Source organism: Halomonas sp. AOP7-E1-9, assembly GCF_052376035.1.
In the GTDB taxonomy this organism is placed as follows: domain Bacteria; phylum Pseudomonadota; class Gammaproteobacteria; order Pseudomonadales; family Halomonadaceae; genus Vreelandella; species Vreelandella citrativorans.
Genome location: NZ_JBQSVC010000002.1, coordinates 189949 through 209261, shown reverse-complemented (window position 1 = coordinate 209261; position 19313 = coordinate 189949). Strand labels below are relative to the sequence as shown.

At 53.3% G+C, this 19313-nt stretch carries 17 protein-coding genes; 4 read left to right on the top strand and 13 right to left on the bottom strand.

The features are described from left to right. Nucleotides 1-915 (top strand): arsenic resistance protein (locus ACT3R4_RS02605; protein WP_496201857.1); only part of this gene is annotated, 915 nt, incomplete at its 5' end. Here ACT3R4_RS02605 and cfa read toward each other — a convergent pair. The 3 genes from cfa to ACT3R4_RS02590 form a co-directional block, all read right to left on the bottom strand. Then, nucleotides 912-2072, bottom strand: coding sequence for a cyclopropane fatty acyl phospholipid synthase (gene cfa, locus ACT3R4_RS02600; protein WP_172117483.1), 1161 nt, complete (start codon nt 2070-2072; stop codon nt 912-914). The genes ACT3R4_RS02605 and cfa overlap by 4 nt on opposite strands. A gap of 167 nt (nt 2073-2239) precedes the next feature. Further along, nucleotides 2240-3097: a universal stress protein gene (locus ACT3R4_RS02595; RefSeq protein ID WP_441677136.1), complete on the bottom strand. Its 858-nt coding sequence runs from the start codon at nt 3095-3097 to the stop codon at nt 2240-2242. A 22-nt stretch (nt 3098-3119) separates the two neighbouring features. Then, on the bottom strand, nt 3120-4610 hold the full coding sequence (locus ACT3R4_RS02590) for a SulP family inorganic anion transporter (protein ID WP_441677137.1): 1491 nt from the start codon (nt 4608-4610) through the stop codon (nt 3120-3122). A gap of 524 nt (nt 4611-5134) precedes the next feature. On the opposite strand from ACT3R4_RS02590, the gene ACT3R4_RS02585 reads away from it, so the two are divergent. Beyond that, complete coding sequence (locus ACT3R4_RS02585; protein ID WP_441677138.1) at nt 5135-6148, top strand: isocitrate dehydrogenase; 1014 nt, start codon at nt 5135-5137, stop codon at nt 6146-6148. Nucleotides 6149-6497: 349 nt separating this feature from the next. On the opposite strand, the gene ACT3R4_RS02580 is transcribed toward ACT3R4_RS02585, so the two are convergent. Both ACT3R4_RS02580 and ACT3R4_RS02575 read right to left on the bottom strand, forming a co-directional pair. Continuing rightward, nucleotides 6498-7148: a peroxiredoxin gene (locus ACT3R4_RS02580; RefSeq protein WP_441677139.1), complete on the bottom strand. Its 651-nt coding sequence runs from the start codon at nt 7146-7148 to the stop codon at nt 6498-6500. 164 nt (nt 7149-7312) lie between these two features. Next, nucleotides 7313-8344 carry a CNNM domain-containing protein gene (locus tag ACT3R4_RS02575; protein ID WP_441677140.1) on the bottom strand — a complete coding sequence of 344 codons (1032 nt, stop codon included), beginning with the start codon at nt 8342-8344 and terminating at the stop codon, nt 7313-7315. A 249-nt stretch (nt 8345-8593) separates the two neighbouring features. On the opposite strand from ACT3R4_RS02575, the gene ACT3R4_RS02570 reads away from it, so the two are divergent. Next, a complete protein-coding gene (locus tag ACT3R4_RS02570; RefSeq protein ID WP_441677141.1) occupies nt 8594-9865 on the top strand; it encodes a methyl-accepting chemotaxis protein in 1272 nt (423 codons plus the stop codon). 98 nt (nt 9866-9963) lie between these two features. Here the strand turns inward: ACT3R4_RS02570 and ACT3R4_RS02565 are convergent, their stop codons facing one another. From ACT3R4_RS02565 to doeA, 8 genes are all read right to left on the bottom strand, one after another. Next, nucleotides 9964-10431, bottom strand: coding sequence for an S-ribosylhomocysteine lyase (locus ACT3R4_RS02565; RefSeq protein ID WP_087111986.1), 468 nt, complete (start codon nt 10429-10431; stop codon nt 9964-9966). A 48-nt stretch (nt 10432-10479) separates the two neighbouring features. Next, nucleotides 10480-10827: a putative quinol monooxygenase gene (locus ACT3R4_RS02560; protein ID WP_087111984.1), complete on the bottom strand. Its 348-nt coding sequence runs from the start codon at nt 10825-10827 to the stop codon at nt 10480-10482. 46 nt (nt 10828-10873) lie between these two features. Next, nucleotides 10874-11566, bottom strand: coding sequence for a haloacid dehalogenase type II (locus ACT3R4_RS02555; protein ID WP_192527391.1), 693 nt, complete (start codon nt 11564-11566; stop codon nt 10874-10876). Between the two features lie 118 nt (nt 11567-11684). Continuing rightward, a complete protein-coding gene (locus ACT3R4_RS02550; RefSeq protein ID WP_192527390.1) occupies nt 11685-13118 on the bottom strand; it encodes an aspartate aminotransferase family protein in 1434 nt (477 codons plus the stop codon). Nucleotides 13119-13303: 185 nt separating this feature from the next. Further along, nucleotides 13304-14800 (bottom strand): NAD-dependent succinate-semialdehyde dehydrogenase, encoded by a 1497-nt coding sequence (locus tag ACT3R4_RS02545; RefSeq protein ID WP_192527389.1) that lies wholly within the window; start codon nt 14798-14800, stop codon nt 13304-13306. 220 nt (nt 14801-15020) lie between these two features. Further along, nucleotides 15021-15497: an Lrp/AsnC family transcriptional regulator gene (locus tag ACT3R4_RS02540; RefSeq protein WP_192527388.1), complete on the bottom strand. Its 477-nt coding sequence runs from the start codon at nt 15495-15497 to the stop codon at nt 15021-15023. An 8-nt stretch (nt 15498-15505) separates the two neighbouring features. Further along, on the bottom strand, nt 15506-16522 hold the full coding sequence (gene doeB, locus ACT3R4_RS02535) for a N(2)-acetyl-L-2,4-diaminobutanoate deacetylase DoeB (protein WP_087111972.1): 1017 nt from the start codon (nt 16520-16522) through the stop codon (nt 15506-15508). Nucleotides 16523-16572: 50 nt separating this feature from the next. Continuing rightward, nucleotides 16573-17772, bottom strand: a complete 1200-nt coding sequence (gene doeA, locus ACT3R4_RS02530) for an ectoine hydrolase DoeA (RefSeq protein ID WP_087111969.1) — start codon at nt 17770-17772, stop codon at nt 16573-16575. Between the two features lie 425 nt (nt 17773-18197). Here doeA and ACT3R4_RS02525 point away from each other — a divergent pair, with 425 nt between their 5' ends. Beyond that, nucleotides 18198-19133, top strand: coding sequence for a 2-hydroxyacid dehydrogenase (locus ACT3R4_RS02525; RefSeq protein ID WP_192527387.1), 936 nt, complete (start codon nt 18198-18200; stop codon nt 19131-19133). The last annotated feature ends 180 nt before the right edge of the window (nt 19134-19313 follow it).

Below are 19313 nucleotides of genomic sequence, written 5' to 3'. Positions count from 1 at the left end.
CTAGGGCTGGCCTTGGGCGTTGTGTCACCGGCGCTGGCCGATGTGCTGGAGCAGTTACTGTGGCCGCTGTTAGGCCTTTTGATGTACACCACCTTTAGCCAGATTCCTTTGCTTAGCGTGGCGCGCGGCCTTACCGACGGCCGCTTTATGACGGCGCTGCTAGTGGGCAACTTTATCGCCATTCCGGCCTTTCTGGGGCTGGTGGTCGCTTGGCTGCCGCTCTCACCTGCGGTATTGGCCGGCGTCTTGCTGGTACTGCTGGTGCCCTGCACCGACTGGTTTATCAGTTTTACTCACTTGGGCAAGGGAGATGCGCCCCGCGCTGTCGCGGCCGCTCCGCTGCTGCTACTGGTGCAGATGGTCGCTCTACCTATTTATCTCTGGCTCTTTCTGGGATCGGAGTGGTTTCATCTGGCACTCTCCACCTCACTAATCGTTGCCTTTGCGGGCCTTATCCTGTTTCCCTTGGCGCTTGCCGGGCTAACGGAATTTGCTGCTACTCGGCATAGGCGCACCAAGCGCGCCATCTATCACCTGGGCATACTGCCCGTGCCACTGCTTGCCTTTGTGGTCTTTATTATTGCAACGTCACAGGTCAACCATCTGGGCGGGCTGTATCATGTGATGACTCAGGTCATGTTGATCTTCATGGTTTTTTTAGTGTTTGCGGGCTGGCTGGGTCGTGCGCTGGGCAGGCTGTTCCGTTTGCCAACCGCCAGTGCCCGCACGCTGGCTTTTAGCTTTGGCACACGCAACTCGTTTGTCATGCTGCCCATCGCCTTGGCTCTGCCTGGCGCATGGCAACCCGCAGTCGTAGTGATTATTTTTCAGTCACTGGTAGAGCTTTTTGGAATGATCTTCTATCTACGCTGGGTACCCGGTAAATTGCTGCCTGACCGTGAGCGAGGCAGCTAGCTAACCCGCGCGTATCCTCCCGCTACACCCTGTTTGCTGAACACCAGTTGCCACAGCTGAATCTCACGTGCTCTAAAGGCTCCCGCACAACTCAACAGGTAGTAGCGCCACATACGATAAAACGTTGGATTAAACTGACCTTTAAACTGGGGCCAATTGGCTTCGCTATTGTGATACCAGGCCATCAGCGTTTTATCGTAGTCAGCTCCAAAGTTATGTATATCTTCCACCACAAAAAGCGTTTCAGCCGCATCGGTAATATGGCTTAAGGTAGGCAACTCGCCATTCGGAAAAATGTATTTATCGATCCAGGGGTCGGACATCGTCGTACCAAGGTTTTTGCCAATCGTATGAAGCAAGAAAAGGCCTTCATCCTTTAGGCAGCGACTGACCACTTCCATATAGGCGCGATAGTTTTTACGGCCCACATGTTCGAACATGCCAATACTAACAATACGATCAAATCTTTCAGTTTCATCGCGGTAATCCTGTAAACGGAACTCTACCGGCAAGCCTTTTTTGATCAATCGTTTACCAAAATCCGCCTGCTCTTTGGAGATGGTCAGGCCGACACACTCAACGCCATAATGCTCGGCCGCATAAGCCATAAAGCTCCCCCACCCACAGCCGATATCAAGTACGCGCATACCCGGTGCTAACTGCAGCTTTCGGCAAATTAAGTCCAGCTTCGCCTCTTGTGCTTCATCTAGCGTGCACGCGTCTTTCCAATAACCGCAGGTATACGTCATACGCTGGTCAAGCATGGCCGCATAAAACTCATTGCCAAGATCGTAGTGCTTCTCGCCCACTTCCCAAGCCCGCTTAACGCTTTGTCGGTTTAACAACCGAGTACGCAACGCGTGATAAATCAATTGCGTGGGCTTAATACGTTGATGCAATTGCGCGCGCAGCAAGCGGGTAAAAAATACGTCCAACCGATCGCAGTCCCAGTCCCCCTGCATATAGCTTTCACCTAAGCCCAGATTGCCACGCGCTAGTGCATTTTCGATCACACCAGGCGCTTTAAGCTGCATATCCCAAGGGCGATCGCCGTTGAACTGTATATCAGCCTGGGCCATTAGGCTGGCTGCAAAGCGATGAGAGGAAGAGGTGGGATTAAACGGCTGTGATGTTCGTTCAAGCGTGGGTAGATTCACGTCAGGCTCCTTACGCTACTCAAGAGATGAATAGTTCAAGACACTCTTAAATAAACATAGAAGCTCATTTCAGCATTTGCAGATTTTAATTTTTCCCTTTTTCATTGTTAAAAAGTCGCTCTACTAACCCGTAGCAAAGCGACTTACCGTAGGAACACAAAAGAGACTTAGCGCAAAATAAGAACGGGGATACGGCTGCTACGCAGCATCGCTGTCGTCGTGCTGCCAACCAACAAGTGGCGGATGCGCGAGTGCCCATAAGCGCCCATGACCAAGAGGTCAATGGCGTGCTCTTGTTCGTAGGTTTGCAGCACATCATCTACATTGCCGTTGCGGATAGCGCCTTCTGCCTTGTGGCCTGCTTCACGTAGGGTGCCTAGCGCCCAACCAAGCTCCAGGCGATTCTCTGCATTGTCCGTATCCACCAGTAGTACATGGCACTCGCTGCCTGAAAACAGTGGCGAACGGGCTAGCATTTCCACACCTTTGCGAGCCGTTTTGCTGCCATCATACGCAATCAATACTTTTTCAGGCTGCTTGAACGTGGCGGGCACCATCAAAATAGGGCGATGCATTTCACGCACCACCCGCTCAAGGTTGGAGCCAAGATGCTCGCTGGCTTGATGAGCCGTCTCGCCGCGCTTACCCATCACCAGCAGGCGCATTTCATTTTCAAGCCCGACCAGTGTTTCCACCAAAGTACCGTTCAGTTGGCGAGTAACGGCGTCGCTAACGCCCTCTTCAACGGCGCGCGCTTGGGCTGCTTCCAGCATCAACCTGCCCTGTTCGCGGTTGACCTTGGCACGCTTCTCATCAAGGCCCATCAACTCCTCCAGCAAGCGCTCGCGGGCGCCAAAAAACAGCTGGCCCGAAAGATCCGGCTCGCCTGGCACTTCTGAATGGTTATCGGCCACATGCACAAAGGTTAGCGGCGCGCCCAGCGCAAGGCTTGCCCAAGAAGCGTAATCGCAAACGCCTTGCGAAAACCGGGAACCATCAATTGCGGCAACTACATGTTCCGGCATGCTGCTCTCCTTTATTAGATGCTTAGTGGCCATCCATCAGTTTTTCGACCGCCTTTGGATCGTTGTGCATCGCGTAGCGGTCAACCACCGTGGCGCTGGCTTCGCTCATCCCAACCAACACGACGTCAGTGCCTTCACGGCGGAACTTGATAACGACCCGATCAAGTGCCTGTACAGCGGTAACATCCCAGAAGTGCGCGTTGGATACATTGATCGTTACCTTGTCCAGGCTCTCCTTGAAATCAAACGCCGCCATAAAGCGCTCGGAAGAGGCGAAGAAGACCTGCCCAACGACCTGATACTCACGCTCCCGGCCCGCCTCTATCTCAGTAGAGCCGATGTACATGATATTGCCAACTTTATTGGCAAAAAACAGCGCCGCCAGCAGCACGCCAACAAAGACCCCGATCGCCAGGTTATGGGTACTTACGGTCACAGCGACCGTCGCCAACATGACAATATTGGTACTGAGAGGATGCTTTTTAATATCCCGAATCGACGCCCAGCTAAAGGTGCCTATCGACACCATGATCATGACAGCTACCAGCGCGGCCATGGGGATTTGTGAGACCCAGTCGGCGAGAAACACGACCAACAGCAGCAGTACAACGCCCGCAATCAATGTGGATAGCCGCGTACGGCCACCGGATTTAATATTGATCACCGACTGACCAATCATGGCACAACCTGCCATACCACCCAGCAACCCGGCACCAATATTGGCAACACCCTGGCCTTTGCACTCGCGGTTTTTATCACTCGAGGTGTCAGTTAGATCGTCCACAATGGTCGCTGTCATCATCGATTCCAGCAGACCCACCACACACAGCATCAAGGCGTAAGGCAGAATAATCATCAAGGTTTCAAGGTTAAGCGGGACATTCGGCCACAGGAAAATCGGCAGCGTATCGGGAAGTTCGCCCATATCACCCACCGTGCGAATATCCATACCGCTCACCATATACACAATGGTTAACACCACGATGCACACCAGTGGCGAGGGTAGCATTTTACCGATCACCGGCAGATAAGGGAATAAATAGATAATGCCTAAACCGGCCAGGGTCATGACATACACATGCCAAGTGACATTGGTTAGCTCAGGTAACTGGGCCATAAAGATCAAAATGGCCAACGCATTCACAAAGCCAGTAACGACCGAGCGCGACACAAAGCGCATTAGCTCAGCGAGTTTTAAATACCCGGCAATAATCTGAAACACCCCGGTTAGAAGTGTTGCCGCCAGCAAGTACTCAAGGCCATGCTCGCGCACCAGCGTGACCATCAATAGCGCCATGGCGCCAGTGGCCGCAGAGATCATCCCCGGCCGCCCACCGGTAAAGGCGATAATCACCGCAATACAGAACGAGGCATAAAGACCTACTTTCGGGTCGACGCCTGCGATAATCGAGAACGCGATCGCTTCGGGAATCAGCGCCAGCGCGACGACCAGGCCCGAAAGAGTGTCGCCTTTAATATTGGAAAACCACTCATGCTTGCTGAAAAGTGCCATTCAGGGAGTCCATCGTTATTGATTAAACAAGACGCGCTAACTCCGCCCCACAGGGCCAGATGTCACGTCATTCAAAACCAGATTGTATGAGTCAGGCTGCAGGATGAAGACGCCAGGAGCGTCAGTAGCCAAATAACGGCAATAGAATGCCGTAACGCCGTGGAAGCGCTTTCGCGCCATGGCGTTTTCGAAAGAGGGAATACCTAGGGTGGAGTCATCAACCCAGTGGTAAGTACTACAGATGTTGCCAATGAACGTTTCATTGCGCAGATGCCTTGCCGAGATATTTTACGAAGTTACCCTGCCACTGAAGGTTAAGCGGCAGAACCGGCGCAGAGTTTACCAGCAACCTACCTCTTCTGCACCCCGGCGCACTTGAGGCCTGGCTGTATACTTAAATAGTCAGCGCAGGATGCGCTTCGGCGTCACCATCGCTTACCATGGGCATCAAGCGCATAAGGCGCCATCATTGAACCTGGTCAACATTTCGACCAACGCGTTCCCATCTTCCAGAGGAGTAGCACATGAGCCATTCAATTGCGGTGATTAAAGGCGATGGCATTGGGCCTGAAATTATGGATGCCACCCTGCGCGTGCTCGATGCGCTGGAGTGCGGCTTTGAATACGAGTTTGTGGATGCAGGCCTGTCAGCGCTGGAAAATCATGGAACGTTGATCCCGCAAGCATCGCTTGATGCTATAGAGAAACACGGCATTGCCTTAAAAGGCCCGCTGACCACGCCCATTGGAAAGGGCTTCTCCTCCATTAACGTACAGCTACGCCGTCACTTTGACCTTTATGCCAACGTACGCCCGGCAATCAGTTTTCCTGGCACTCGCTCGCGCTTTGAAGACATCGACATGATCACCGTACGCGAAAATACCGAAGGTGCGTATTTGTCTGACGGCCAGGAGATGATCGACGACGGTAACACCGGCATTTCAGTGATCAAGGTAACCCGTAAAGGCTCCGAGCGTATTGTGCGTTATGCGTTTGAGCTGGCCAAAAGCAGTGGCCGGAAAAAGGTCACTGCAGTGCATAAAGCCAATATTATCAAGACCAGCTCAGGGCTGTTTTTGGATGTGGCGCGTGAGATCGCAAGCGAATATCCCGACATTGAGTTTCAAGAGATGATTGTCGATAACGCCTGTATGCAGTTAGTGATGAACCCGCATCAGTTTGATGTGGTGGTTACCACGAACCTGTTTGGCGATATTCTCTCAGACCTGTGTGCAGGCCTGGTGGGCGGGCTGGGCTTGGCACCTGGCGCTAATATTGGTGAAAGAGCGGCAATTTTTGAAGCGGTACACGGCTCCGCCCCTGACATTGCGGGTAAAAAGCTCGCCAATCCCTGCGCTCTATTATTGGCTGCCGCGCAGCTGCTTGATCACCTGGGCATGGCAGACAAAGGCGAAACTATCCGTCACGGCATTCGCTCGGTGTTAGAAACCCGCCGTGACATGGTCACACCCGATATGGGTGGCACGGGCAACACCGATACCTTTGCACAAGCGCTGGTTGAGTACATCCACGCCTAAATATTCGGCTTGAATACGTTTCGTTAGCTATCTGCGCCCTTTCATCAAGGGCGCTTTTGGTTACGAGCCCTGCTTGCCCACTGCTAGCCAACCAACAATCACACAGCGTGTTGAAGAGGGCGAAACGACCTAAACACTTACACCGCGTTATGCGCAATACAGGCCAGGCCGCCCAAACCATCGCGAAAGCTCAGCGGCTAACCAAAGCCTTAAACTAACAGACCAAGCATATCAACGACGCTTAAACAACGTGTGTTAGCAACATCGTCATGGGTTATCAGGCGCCATTAAAAAAGCCCCAAGGCGTTAATAACCCTGGGGCTTTAGTAAGAACGCTATGACTGAGCGCTTATTTTAGCGATGTTCTACGCAGGTAAGGCAGCACCGCGTCAAACTCACCAAATTTTTGCTTGGCATCGTCATCTGAAACGCTTGGCGGAATAATCACATCCTGGCCAACTGTCCAATCAGCGGGCGTTGCCACACCGTGCTTAACGGTTGCCTGCAGGGCATCCAGAGCACGTAGAATTTCAGCGAAATTACGCCCTACCGTCATGGGATAGGTCATGGATAGCTTTAGCTGCTTATCCGGCCCAATGATAAACACCGAGCGTACCGTGGCGCTGTCGGCTGGCGTACGGCCATCCGGCAGATAGGCATCTTCGGGCAGCATATCAAACAGTTTGGAAACCTTAAGGCCTTCATCGGCGATGATCGGAAAATCAACGTCGCTGCCGCTATACCGGGTGATATCGTCGGCCCAGCGTTTGTGATCCTCAACGCCATCAACCGACACACCAATCACCTTAGTGCCGCGCTTTTTCCACTCGGCGCTTAGCGTGGCTACAGCACCAAACTCCGTGGTGCAAACCGGTGTAAAGTCCTTGGGGTGTGAAAATAAAATAGCCCAGCTATCACCAATCCACTCGTGGAACTGGATAGGCCCTTGGCTAGTTTGTGCTTCAAAATCGGGAACGACCGCATTAATACGTAATGACATTGTGCCTCCTTCGCGGGTGATTACTGCTTTTAATACCTTAAACCACCTTTAAGCAATCCACTATAGAACATTTAGTGCTAAGAAAGCGAATATTCACCCGTGCTATTGGCTGACGTTCAAAGGACAGCTCCCGCCACTTTTGAAGCCCCCTTCGCACGGCTAGCCTAAGCGCTAGCATTGGGGACTTTATGCTTTACACGTGTCAGCCAGCGCTGCTTGGCGTGATGCCTTAAATTAGCCACGCTGTCAGTCTCATCAATGATGTCCTGACCCAGGATGGTTTCAATAATATCTTCAAGCGTAATAAGGCCTACAAAGGTGCCATGCTCGTCATACACAACGCGCATGTGCAGATGGTCCTTGAGCATTGAAGCAAAAACCTGCTCTACATTGTGCGCAATATCGACACTGCCAATGGGGTGCATAAGCTCGCGCATGGTTTTGGCGTCATCGGCGTGATATGTATCGGATTTATGCACATAGCCAAAGGCCATTTCACCGTTATCCATAACGGGAAAGCGCGTAAAGGATGTCTTACCGTACTGCTGATCAAATGTTTTGACGTCCATGTTAGGGGGCACTGTCACGCATACCGTTCTTGGCGTCATGGCCTGGCTTACGGCAATGTCATGCAAGTTAAGCATATTGATGATGGTGCGCGACTCGTCGGCATCCAACACCTTTTCCTCAAGCCCTACGCGCGCCAGCACTTTGATCTCATCACGTAGATCAACATCATGCTCTGACGTACCCAGCCGACGCGTAATCTGCTCCGACATCCAGATAAAGGGCAGTAACCCCACTATCATCGGCTTTAGTAAACGCGGCAAAAGTGGTGCCAGCCCGCGCCAATAAGTGGCGCCAATCGTCTTGGGAATAATTTCAGACAGCACCAGAATCAGCATTGTCATGACAGCAGACACAATGGCAATGGAGGCTTCGCCGAATACCACTGCCGCTTGCGCGCCCACTGCCGTTGCACCAACGGTATGCGCAATTGTATTAAGCGTCAGTATCGCCGCCAAGGGCCGGTCAATGCTGGTCTTAAGCTGATTAAGCGAGGCATGCAGCTTGGGTTTCTCTTCTTTTAGCTTGGCAATATAGCTGGGCGTAATAGAGAGTAAAGCCGCTTCAAGAATAGAACACAAAAAAGACAGTGCGATGGAAAGCGTGGCAATCGTGATGAGAAGGAACATGAGAACCTGAGGTAGTGAGTATAAGTGTTTATAGGAGCAATCTAGGTATCTGTCAATAGACCTCTGTACGCCTTTTCAGGCATGGATAACGCTCCCTGCTGGCTCAATTTCCTCCTCTCTATAGCTGATGCTTGTCATCTTCGTCACGCAGTTTTATATTGCAAAAAGTCAACTATAGTTAAAGCGCTCCTGCTCCTTCCTATTTGGCTACTTCTTTTTTAGCTGCTTCCTAATATAGAAGGCAAAAAAATGCGTATAAGCTTTTTTAATGCCCCTCTCTACCTCGCCTTAAAACGCCATACGTCGTGTATTCGATTTACGCCTCAGGGCATTATTAAGGATGCCAGCCCGCCATTTCTTGAGGCGATGGGCTATCAACTAGACGATATAAAGGGTAAGCATCACCGCATGTTTTGCGATGATCAGGAAGTCAGCAGTGCTGAGTATCAGCAGTTTTGGCACTCATTAGCTGCTGGAGATAGCCGTCAGGGGCGTTTTTGTCGCGTACGTGCGAACGATGAAGAAGTCTGGTTAGAAGCGACGTATGTGCCTATACGAAATTTTCGCGGCCATGTGACAGAAATCCTGAAAGTAGCGAATGATGTTACCCAGCGCCATCAGGAGTCTCAACGGCAAAAGGCCGTGCTAAGGGCGCTCAATGACTCAATGGCCGTCATTGAGTTTACCCCTCAAGGGAAAGTACTCGAAGCCAATAAAAACTTTGAAGCCGCGATGGGTTATCAACAAAAAGATATTATTGGTCAACACCACCGTATGTTTTGCCCACCTGACTTCTATCGTAAAAACCCTCACTTTTGGGAGCGCTTGGCCCAAGGGGACTTTACCAAAGGCCGCTTTGAGCGCATCACTAAAAATGGCCAAAGCATCTGGCTAGAAGCCACCTACAATCCTGTTAAAGATGAAGATGGCAATGTTACCGAGGTGGTAAAATTCGCAGCAGATATCACCCAACTGGTCGACAAAGCCAATGCGACAACGGGAACGATTGGCTCCGCCCAAACCAGCACGTCACAAATTGAACGTACCGCCAAAGATAGCCTCGACCACCTGGATGAGATGGTAAAAGGCTCAGAGCAAGCCGCTCAAACGCTGGTCCAGGCACAAGAGCTTGTAGAGGCGCTGCATAAACAGTCGCAAAGTATTCATGCAATTACGGCCTCTATTGCCAAGATAGCCAGCCAAACCAACCTGCTTTCTCTTAACGCCGCGGTTGAAGCCGCCCGCGCAGGTGAACAGGGACGCGGCTTTGCCGTGGTTGCTAACGAGGTACGCCAACTGGCTAAAGGATCAAGCGAAGCCGTGGCACAAATTTCCCAGGTGCTAAAAGACAACAGTAACCTTGTCGAACGCACCACCGAAGCCATGCAACAGGTCATTCAACAAAGCAAAGCCGGGCAATCCAGGGTTAGCGAAATTGATGCGATTGTGAACAAGATTCTCCACGACGCTCAGGATGTCGCCCGCTCTATTGAACAACTGGCCGCTGATACGCGGTTATAAGAAATATTCAAAAAAAACGCCTCCGTGAAGAAGGCGTTCTTGTTTTCTCTGCAGCGGCGTCAAACGAACGGTCTTAAAAACGGTTTGAAAAGGCCGTTTTATGCAAATACTTCCGTCCATTCGCCACGCTTGGCAAGCAGGTCACGGGCGAGCTTCTGGGCGCCTTCCAGGCTGTGGCTCGCGGCCCAGCCGCACTGCATTTCGTTACAGGCAGGCACTTCGGTGGCCACCAGAACGTCGTTCAGGGTTTGCTCAATGATGGTTAACACGTCGTCGTAGTTATCGTGATTGATCATCGCGATGTAAAAGCCGGTTTGGCAGCCCATCGGGCTGATATCGACCACTTTATCGGTATGATTACGCGATAGTTCAGCCATCAAGTGCTCAAGAGAATGCAGCGCAGGCATCTCCATGTGCTCTTTGTTCGGCTGGCAGATACGCAGATCATATTTATGAATCTGGTCGCCGTTCTGGCCCTGCTTGATATCAGCAAGACGTACATAAGGCGCTTTGACCTTGGTATGGTCCAGGTTAAAGCTTTCAACGTTCATTTTCTTTTCGGTCATGTTTGCTCCGTGCTTATCGGTGTCGTGGGCCCATTCTACACGCTGGGGTTATACCTTGGGGGCGTCAAAATTCCACGGTTCATCGGTATACACGCATACGTTGGCATCTTCGATATCGCCATCCGGTGATTCAACGTGCTTGGCAAAGAAGTCCTGGATCTCTTTACGCTGACAATGTGCTTCAAACTCTTCACGGCTCGCCCAGATTTCATGGAATACAATCGGATAACTGGTGCCTTGAGCGAAGGGGTTATCGATCTGGCGGGTCACCGTGTAGTGAATGCAGGCGTCTTCCCGGTGTGTGTTTGGCTCCAGCGACTGAAGCGCTTTGAACACCGCTTCCTCTTTGCCTGGTTTGGGTTTGAAGCCAGCAATACAGTAAATTTTCTCTGACATGATCACGTCCTGATATATGAATCGTACGTCATTATGCGGCTTGTTCTTATCGGTTAACAACCTGGCAAATAATACGCTCGGCCAAGGCCTCCAGGTCAGGCACCGTCATATCAGGTTCAATGCCCCAGGGGTCAAAGGGCGCATCGGAATGACGCCGCACCCAGGCACTTCGCAGCCCGGCATGGGTTGCACCAATCACATCAAAGGCGTTGCTTGAAATTAACCAGGTATGCTCAGGGCGCGCTTCCAGCTGTGAGCGAAGATAGCTATATACCGCTGGGTCTGGCTTAAAGCGCTTGATATTGTCCACGCTTATCACCGCATCCATGTGGCTTTCTACGCCGGCACGTATCAGCAGCTGTGTTACCGCCTCCGTCGTGCCATTGGAAAACGCCACGCAACGAATGCCCGCATCACGTAACTGATCAAGCGCATCCACCACATCCGGGAAGGCTGGGAGCTCTGCATATACATCCATAAGGTGGTCGTGGTCATTGCCAGAAAGACCTGCTTGCAGCGCACGACTAGTAAACACCAGGGCTTCTCTCGTGCATTCTGAAAAAGGCACATAAGCGCCCATTAAGGCATGACGAAAGCTGTACTCAAGCTGTTTTTCCCGCCAGCGCTTGGCAAATTCTTCTGCGTTGGCGGCATCGTTAAGTCGCCGTTCGAGTTCCGCCGTAACGCCTTGGGTATCAATCAGCGTGCCATATACATCGAAAGCCAATACCGGTTGCATAGCCACTCCTAACGTATCCGTTCACCGTTACTGTAGTTAGTAGCATAGCTGCCCGACCAAAAAACAAAAACGCCGCTGCATAAATGAGCAGCGGCGTTACAAGATCAGCGTCTTTTCATTAAATCGTGAACGCAGCTTCCTGATGGCCCGCTTTTAAATCGCCTGAGCAGGTAAGTTCATCGGTTACCCGGTCAATGGCGCGCTTGGCACGGCCAATCACGTCATCAACTTCTGCGCGGTTAATGGTCAGCGGAGGCGCAAAACCTAAAATGTCGCCTTGGGGCATGGCGCGAGCAATCAGGTTCTCTTCCATGGCGGCTGCGGCCACTCGCGGGCCCACTTTGAGGGCCGGGTCAAAGTGCAAGCGCTGCTTGGCATCCGGTGAGAACTCCAGCGCAGCCATTAAGCCAACACCGCGTACATCCCCCAAGAGCGGATGACCTTCAAACGTGGCCTTAAGCTGCGCCTGGAAGTAGGCACCGGTTTCAGCCGCGTTGCCCACCAGGTTTTCACGCTCGATGATATCCAGGTTGGCAATACCGGCGGCACAGCCCAGCGCGTGGCCAGAGTAAGTCCAACCGTGGCCGATTGGGCCAAACTCACCCGTACCCTGCTCAAGCACTTGCCATACCTTTTCGCCCACAATCACACCAGAAAGCGGTTGATAGGCGCTGGTCAGGCCTTTGGCAATCGTGACCAGGTCCGGCTTCATGTTGTAGTGGTGGCTACCAAAATCAGATCCGGTACGTCCAAAGCCACATACCACTTCATCGGCAATCAACAGCACATCGTACTTGGCCAACACCGCCTGAATCGCGTCCCAGTAACCTTCGGGCGGCGGTACGATACCGCCTGTGCCCAACACCGGCTCGCCGATAAACGCAGCCACCGTATCCGGGCCTTCTTCGAGAATCATCGCTTCCAGCTTGTCGGCACAGAAGGAGGAAAACTCAAGCTCCGTCATGCCGTGCTGCTCGGCGGCACGCAGGTAGTAGTGCGGCGCTTCAGTATGACGAATGGTATCAATCGGCAGGTCAAAGTGGTCATGAAACGCCTTAAGACCGGTCAAGGAACCAGAAGCAATGCCCGAACCATGGTAGCCGCGCATACGCGAGATGACTTTTTTCTTCTGCGGGCGGCCGAGTACGTTGTTGTAGTAACGCACAATTTTCAGCTGGGTTTCATTAGCGTCACTGCCCGACATGCCGTAGTAGACCTTGGACATGTTCATGCCAGCGATTTTCAGAATACGCTCAGAAAGCGCGATCTGCGGCTCGTTCGAGTGGCCGACATAGGTGTGGTAGTAAGAGAGCTCCATCGCCTGCTTGTAAATGGCTTCGGCAATTTCCGTGCGGCCATAACCGATATTAACGCAGTAAAGCCCGGCAAAGCCGTCGATAAATTCGCGGCCATCCTTATCCACGATATTGATGCCTTTACCGCCGGTAATCACACGGCCCGGCGCATCGCCATGGGCGAAGTCACGCAGGTGGGTAGAGGCGTGAAAAGTGACTTTGCGGTCGCGTTCGATCAGATCCTGATGTTGGCTCATAACGTTCTCTCTGTACGATAAACCTCCCCGATCAGCGGGAAGGAATTTGAAATATTGCGGGCTTCACGGCTGGTTAGTCACACGCGAACACGCTGTAAACCCATCCCTGGGCGCTCGGCTTTTTCATCCCTGAAAAAGACGGTTCGCTTAGTGCCTAACTAGCCTCTACTGCGAAACTATCTACTCTAGCTCCCTGATACAGAACCCAGCGCGCCTAAGCAGTAATACTTGGTTTCGAGATATTCGTCGATACCGGTGGCGCCGCCCTCACGGCCAAGGCCAGACTGCTTCACGCCGCCAAAGGGCACCGGCGGGCCGGTCATCTTGACGGAGTTTACACTGACCATGCCGTACTCCAGCCCACGCATCAGCTTCCATATCCGGCGAATATCATGGGTATATACATAGGCCGCCAAGCCATACTCGGTATCATTGGCAAGCTCAATGACCTCTTCGTCGCTCGAATAAGCGGTAATTCCGGCCACCGGGGCAAAATTCTCTTCCCGCCAAACTTTCATTTGAGGCGTTACGCCTGTTAATAGCACCGGCATAAAGAAGTTTTCGCCTGGCGCTTGGCTCTGATCTCCCATCACCAGTGTGGCGCCCCGAGAAATCGCATCATCAACAATCGCGGCGGCCTTCTCTACGGCCTGGCGGTGAATCAGCGGGCCGAGATCGATCTCTCCCTGCAAACCATTGCCGACGGTTAATGCCGCCATGCGCTCGGTAAACTGCTCAACAAAGGCATCATGAATGGATTCGTGCACCAGAATCCGGTTGGCCGCCAAACAGTCCTGCCCCGCCGTTTGAAACTTGGCGTCCACCGCCGCGTAAGCCGCCTCTTTGGGGTCCATATCCGGCCCGACGATAAACGGCGCATTACCGCCCAGCTCCAGTGAAAGGCGCTTAACAGTTCCAGCACTTTGCTCCATTAACAGGCGGCCAACGCGGGTGGAGCCGGTAAATGACAGCGCCCGGATGCGTGGCTCGCTGCACAGTATCTTAGAAACCTCGGCAGGCTCACCCAAGACCACGTTAAAGATACCGTCCGGTATGCCTGCCCGCTCGGCTAATTCTGCCAGCGCCAGCGCTGAAAAAGGCGTTTCATTGGCGGGTTTCACAATCACCGGGCAGCCAGCAGCCAGCGCGGCCGCCGCTTTACGGGTAATCATTGCCAGCGGAAAATTCCACGGCGTAATCATCGCGGCAATGCCAACAGGCTCTTTAATAGTGCCCAGCGAGGCATTAGGGATATGGCTGGGAATCGTTTCCCCGTAAGTGCGCTTACCCTCTTCCGCAAACCAGCGCACGAAACTTGCTCCGTACTCTACTTCGCCCCGTGCATCGGGCAGCGGTTTGCCCTGCTCCAGCGTCATGATGGTCGCCAGGTCTTCGCGGTTGGCCTGAATCAAATCGTACCAAGCCAGCAGGCGCTCGCAGCGCTCGTCGGCACGCAGTGCGCGCCAGTGAACAAAGGCCGACTCAGCGGCATCCACCGCCGCGGTAATCTGCTCGGCTTCAAGCAGAGGAATATGCCCGATAGCTTCGTTGGTTGCCGGGTCATACACCGCTTCTTCACGGCCACCTTCCCCATGCGTCCACTTGCCATTCACATAAGCGTACTGGCGAAACAGGCGCGGATCTTCTAGCCGTTTCACCAGCGTGGTCGATAGTGTGGTCATGGGCACCTCCCTTGGTTGAAGCCATTAACCGGCGACAAACCGTTGCACGTTGACGATTGAAAAGACCGGCTTTTGGTCGATCCTTTCGATGTGCCTAGCGTAAGGGAGAAGACGCACGAAGTGTTTTTGAAAACCAGGGCTTATCGTGCGACTTTTTTTGTCTATGGACGTTTAGCAGCGTGTTTTTTTGGAGGGAACGCGTGAGGACCAAGAAACGCCGTTAAAGAACGTCGTCAACATCAATGCCCATTGGCTGACGCTTAACCGTTTTGGTCACGATATAGGTGAAGTAACGCTCAATGCCCGCTTCGGATACCAGCCATTTATCCATGAGCCGCTGGTAGCTATCAATCGTGCAGGCTTCAAACTTCACCAGATAATCGACCCCACCGCCGACAGCGACACATTCGGTGACCTCTGGCGTATCCATGACCAAAGCTTCAAAGCGCGCAAAGCTTTCGGCGTTGTGGGCTTTAAGCTCAATTTGCACCCACACAGGGTTGCGCGGCACCAGTACATCGGCATTGATGCGCGCGGTATAGCCCTGAATGACCCCGGCTTTTTCCAGGCGTTTGACTCGCTCCCAGCAGGGGCTGACCGAGAGGTTAATCGCCTCGGCCAGTTTGGACTTGGTGATCCGCCCATCACGGGAGAGGATATCGAGAATTTTAAGATCAAAACGGTCGAGTTTCATCATGCCTTGGGCTATGCCTCCAGGCGGTCGACAACATCGGCAATCACCGCAATGGTGTCCCCCATATTGACCAGGGCCGGGGCGCGCCGGGCCATCAAAATGCCATCGCGTTCGGCGCGGTAAGCAACCGGCTCGCTACCGGTACGGGTCATATCGTACACGTAAGCCAACACCTGCCCTTTGGTCACGGCATCGCCCAGCGCCACGCAAAGCTCAAGTACGCCGGAGTGCTGGCTCTGTACGTAGCAGCTGGCGTCAGGCATGTCGAGATAGACCTGGCCGCCTTGCGGCATATCCACCTCACCCTCTAGCAGGCCGTAATGGATCAGAAAGTTACGTACGCCGCGCTCGGTAATCGCCATACTTTGTGGCGTGGAGGTGCCACCACCGCCAAGCTCTGTGGCCACAAACACCTTGCCTTGGCGCTCGCAGGCAGTATCGAAGAGTTTTTCGGCATCCAGCTCAAACATCACCATGGCGTAAGGCGCGCCAAACGCTTTGGCGCCTTCCAGCGCGGCCTGTTGCTGGGCTTTGTCATCCAGCACATGGGAAGCACCGAACGGCAGAATATCCAGCGTGCGGCCACCGGAGTGTAGGTCCAGCACCACATCGCTCATGGGCACCAAAACGCGGGTAAAGTAGTCGGCAATTTGCAGCGTTACGCTGCCGTTGGGGTCACCGGGGAAGCTGCGGTTAAGATTGCCCTTATCCATCGGCGATGTCCGCTTGCCTGCCATAACGGCGGGCGTATTCATGCACGGCACGATAATTACCCGCCCACTGACGTCCTCTGCGGTGAGCGCATTAGCTAGCTTGAGCAGCGAGGTAATGCCTTCGTATTCGTCGCCATGGTTGCCGCCGGTTAATAGCGCCGTGGGGCCTTCGCCATTTTTCACCACAGTAATCGGGATCATTACCGCCCCCCAAGCCGAGATATCGGTGGAGATGGGCAGCTTTAAAAAACCGTGCTGCACGCCGTCAGCATCAAAGTCGACAGTCGCGGAAATCGGGCTCGGTCGCAGGGTCATAACGACTCCTTAATCAGTTACTTAGCGGCTTATTCTTTAACGACTTATCATCATTTAACAAATAACTGCCGCGGGAAGTTGGCCAGCGTCTCGCAGCCTGTTTCAGTAATCAGGATACTTTCGGTAATTTCCAGCCCCCAATCGTCCACCCAAAGTCCAGGCATAAAATGAAAGGTCATACCAGGTTGCAGGATGGACTCATCCGAGGGACGCAGACTCATGGTGCGTTCGCCCCAGTCCGGCGGGTACGAAATACCGATGGGGTAACCGCAGCGTGCGCCACCGCGGTCAAAACCGTATTTATCCATCGCCGCACCTAGCGCCATGGCAATATCCGCCGTTCTATTTCCCGGCTTAGCAACTTCCAAACCGTTTTCGATACCTTCAAGAAGGGCCGATTCAGCACGAATGAAGTCGGTCGGCGGTCGTCCCAGAAATACGGTACGCGACATGGGCGCGTGATAGCGCTTGAACACCCCGGCAATCTCAAAGAACGTGCCCTCGCCTTCACGAAACGGCGTATCGTCCCAGGTCAAATGCGGGGCAGCGGCATCTTTACCGGTTGGCAGCATGGGGACAATGGCAGGGTAATCGCCACCATACACTTTCCCGTTTTCATCGAAGAAGCCTTCTATCCCCACCCGGTAGATTTCCGAGACCAGCTTGCTCTTGGGAAGCCCCGGCTCGATGACTTCCAGAATGCGCGAGTGCATGCCTTCAACAATCTTGCCGGCAATGCGCATATAGGCGATTTCCTGAGGCGACTTGATTGCCCGGCACCAGTTCACCAGCGCATTGGCGTCGATAAAGCGCGCGTGGGGCAGCTCGCGTAGCAGGCTCTGGTAGGCTTTGGCGGTGAAATAGTAGTTATCCATCTCCATACCCACTACGCCGGTATGCCAGCCGCGATCAGGCAAGATCGACTGCGCCAGATAATCCATCGGGTGCATATCCGGATTTTGAACGTAGTAATCCGGGTAATAAGTAATATTGACTGGGTCAATCCAACAGGTGCGCAGTGCGCCGTTAGCGTCCATACGACGCCCAAACCATACCGGCTCGCCTTCCAGGCCAACCAGTACACATTGGTGTACGTAGAATGACCAGCCGTCGTAGCCGGTCAGCCATGCCATATTCGACGGATCACTGACGATCAATACATCAATGCCGCGGCCGGCCATTTCAGCACGCACCTTCCACAAGCGCTGTGCATACTCTTCACGCGTGAAGGGCAGGGAAACCTGAGTCATCGGGCAACTCACCATCAAAGATCACCAAGAACCGGTGCGCGTTTTTTACGCCAAGCAACGGGGCACAAGGGCGACCAGGCTACCGCCATTGAAGGCTTGCCAATGTCGTCTTAGCCCGATACTAGCACCACCCCGTGGTTGCGGGTCAAAGCCTTTATTTAACTCATGTTGCCGGCTCTCTTAACCGGCTACGTAAAAGCTTCAGTACGGCGCGCTCATTGAGGCCAATCAACTGTTAATTTTCAAGCTTATTCTCAACCAATTGCCGAAAATGCTCCAATGTACGGCCACCCAGGTAGCTCTCAACCACGCGTGGGTCAATGTAGGCCAAACGCCGTGGCATGTTACGGCTTGCAGCGTGCAGACAACCTCCCCATGATAAATAAATAGAGTGAGAGACACCCATTCACCACGCAGGAGCCGAAATGAAAATTGTTGTGCACACCGATGATGCCACTCAATGGCGCGACGCCCTTTCCGAAGCGCTTCCTAACGCAACGGTCGTGACCAGCGACGCTCCCGAAGAGGCACGACAAGATGCTGACTATCTTGCGGTATGGAAAGCCCCCGCGTATCTCTTGAAAGAGCAGACTCGGCTTAAAGGCATCATCAACCTGGGCGCAGGAGTAGATCACTTACTCGGCACACCAGGGCTGCCCGCCAATGTTCCCATCGTGAAGTTGCGCGATGCGGGCATGAGCGAGCCAATGGCCGACTACGTACTTTACGGCGTCTTACATTTTTACCGCAGTATGGACCGTTACGCCGTTCAGCAAGCCAACGCTGAATGGCAGCCGCAACGCTTGGCAGACAAAGCTGATTGGCCAATAGGTGTGCTCGGCCTGGGCGCTATCGGTGCGCATGTTGCCAGCGCCTTGCAGCAAGCGGGATTTCCGGTGCTGGGCTGGAGCCGTTCACCCAAAACCATCACAGGTGTACAGTGCCTACATGGTGATGAAGGACTGGACAAGCTTCTTGGCCAAGTGCAAAGCGTGGTTACTATCCTGCCCGACACCCCCGCCACACAGAGTATTCTGAACGCCGAACGGCTCGCCAAACTGCCCAAGGGCGCCAGCGTGATCAACCCAGGCCGAGGCAGCTTGATTGATGAACAGGCGCTTCTTGAAGCGCTGGGTGATAGCGCTACGTCAGGCCACTTGCGCGGCGCGTTGTTAGATGTTTTTTGTGAAGAGCCGCTGCCCGCTAAAAGCTCCTTATGGCAGCACCCCCGCGTCGTCGTCACGCCCCACATGGCAGCGCCCACTCCGGTGAATGATGCGATTGACCAGGTCATTGCCTACCTGCATGCCTTTGAAGCGGGTGAAGACCTGCCTACGGTTAACCCCACACAAGGATACTAAGTCCGTTAAAACCAGCATGGGCGCCTCTGTCTACATGAAGCGGGTGGCGCTTCTTTCATCGCGATACACCACCAGCATCACGTGCGCATCAAATGTTAAGATGCACACTCAAAGCGCTTAAACTGTTTGCCAAGCCATGGAAGCACTTGGCTGATATGGTTTGAGGTACTTATCTTGTAA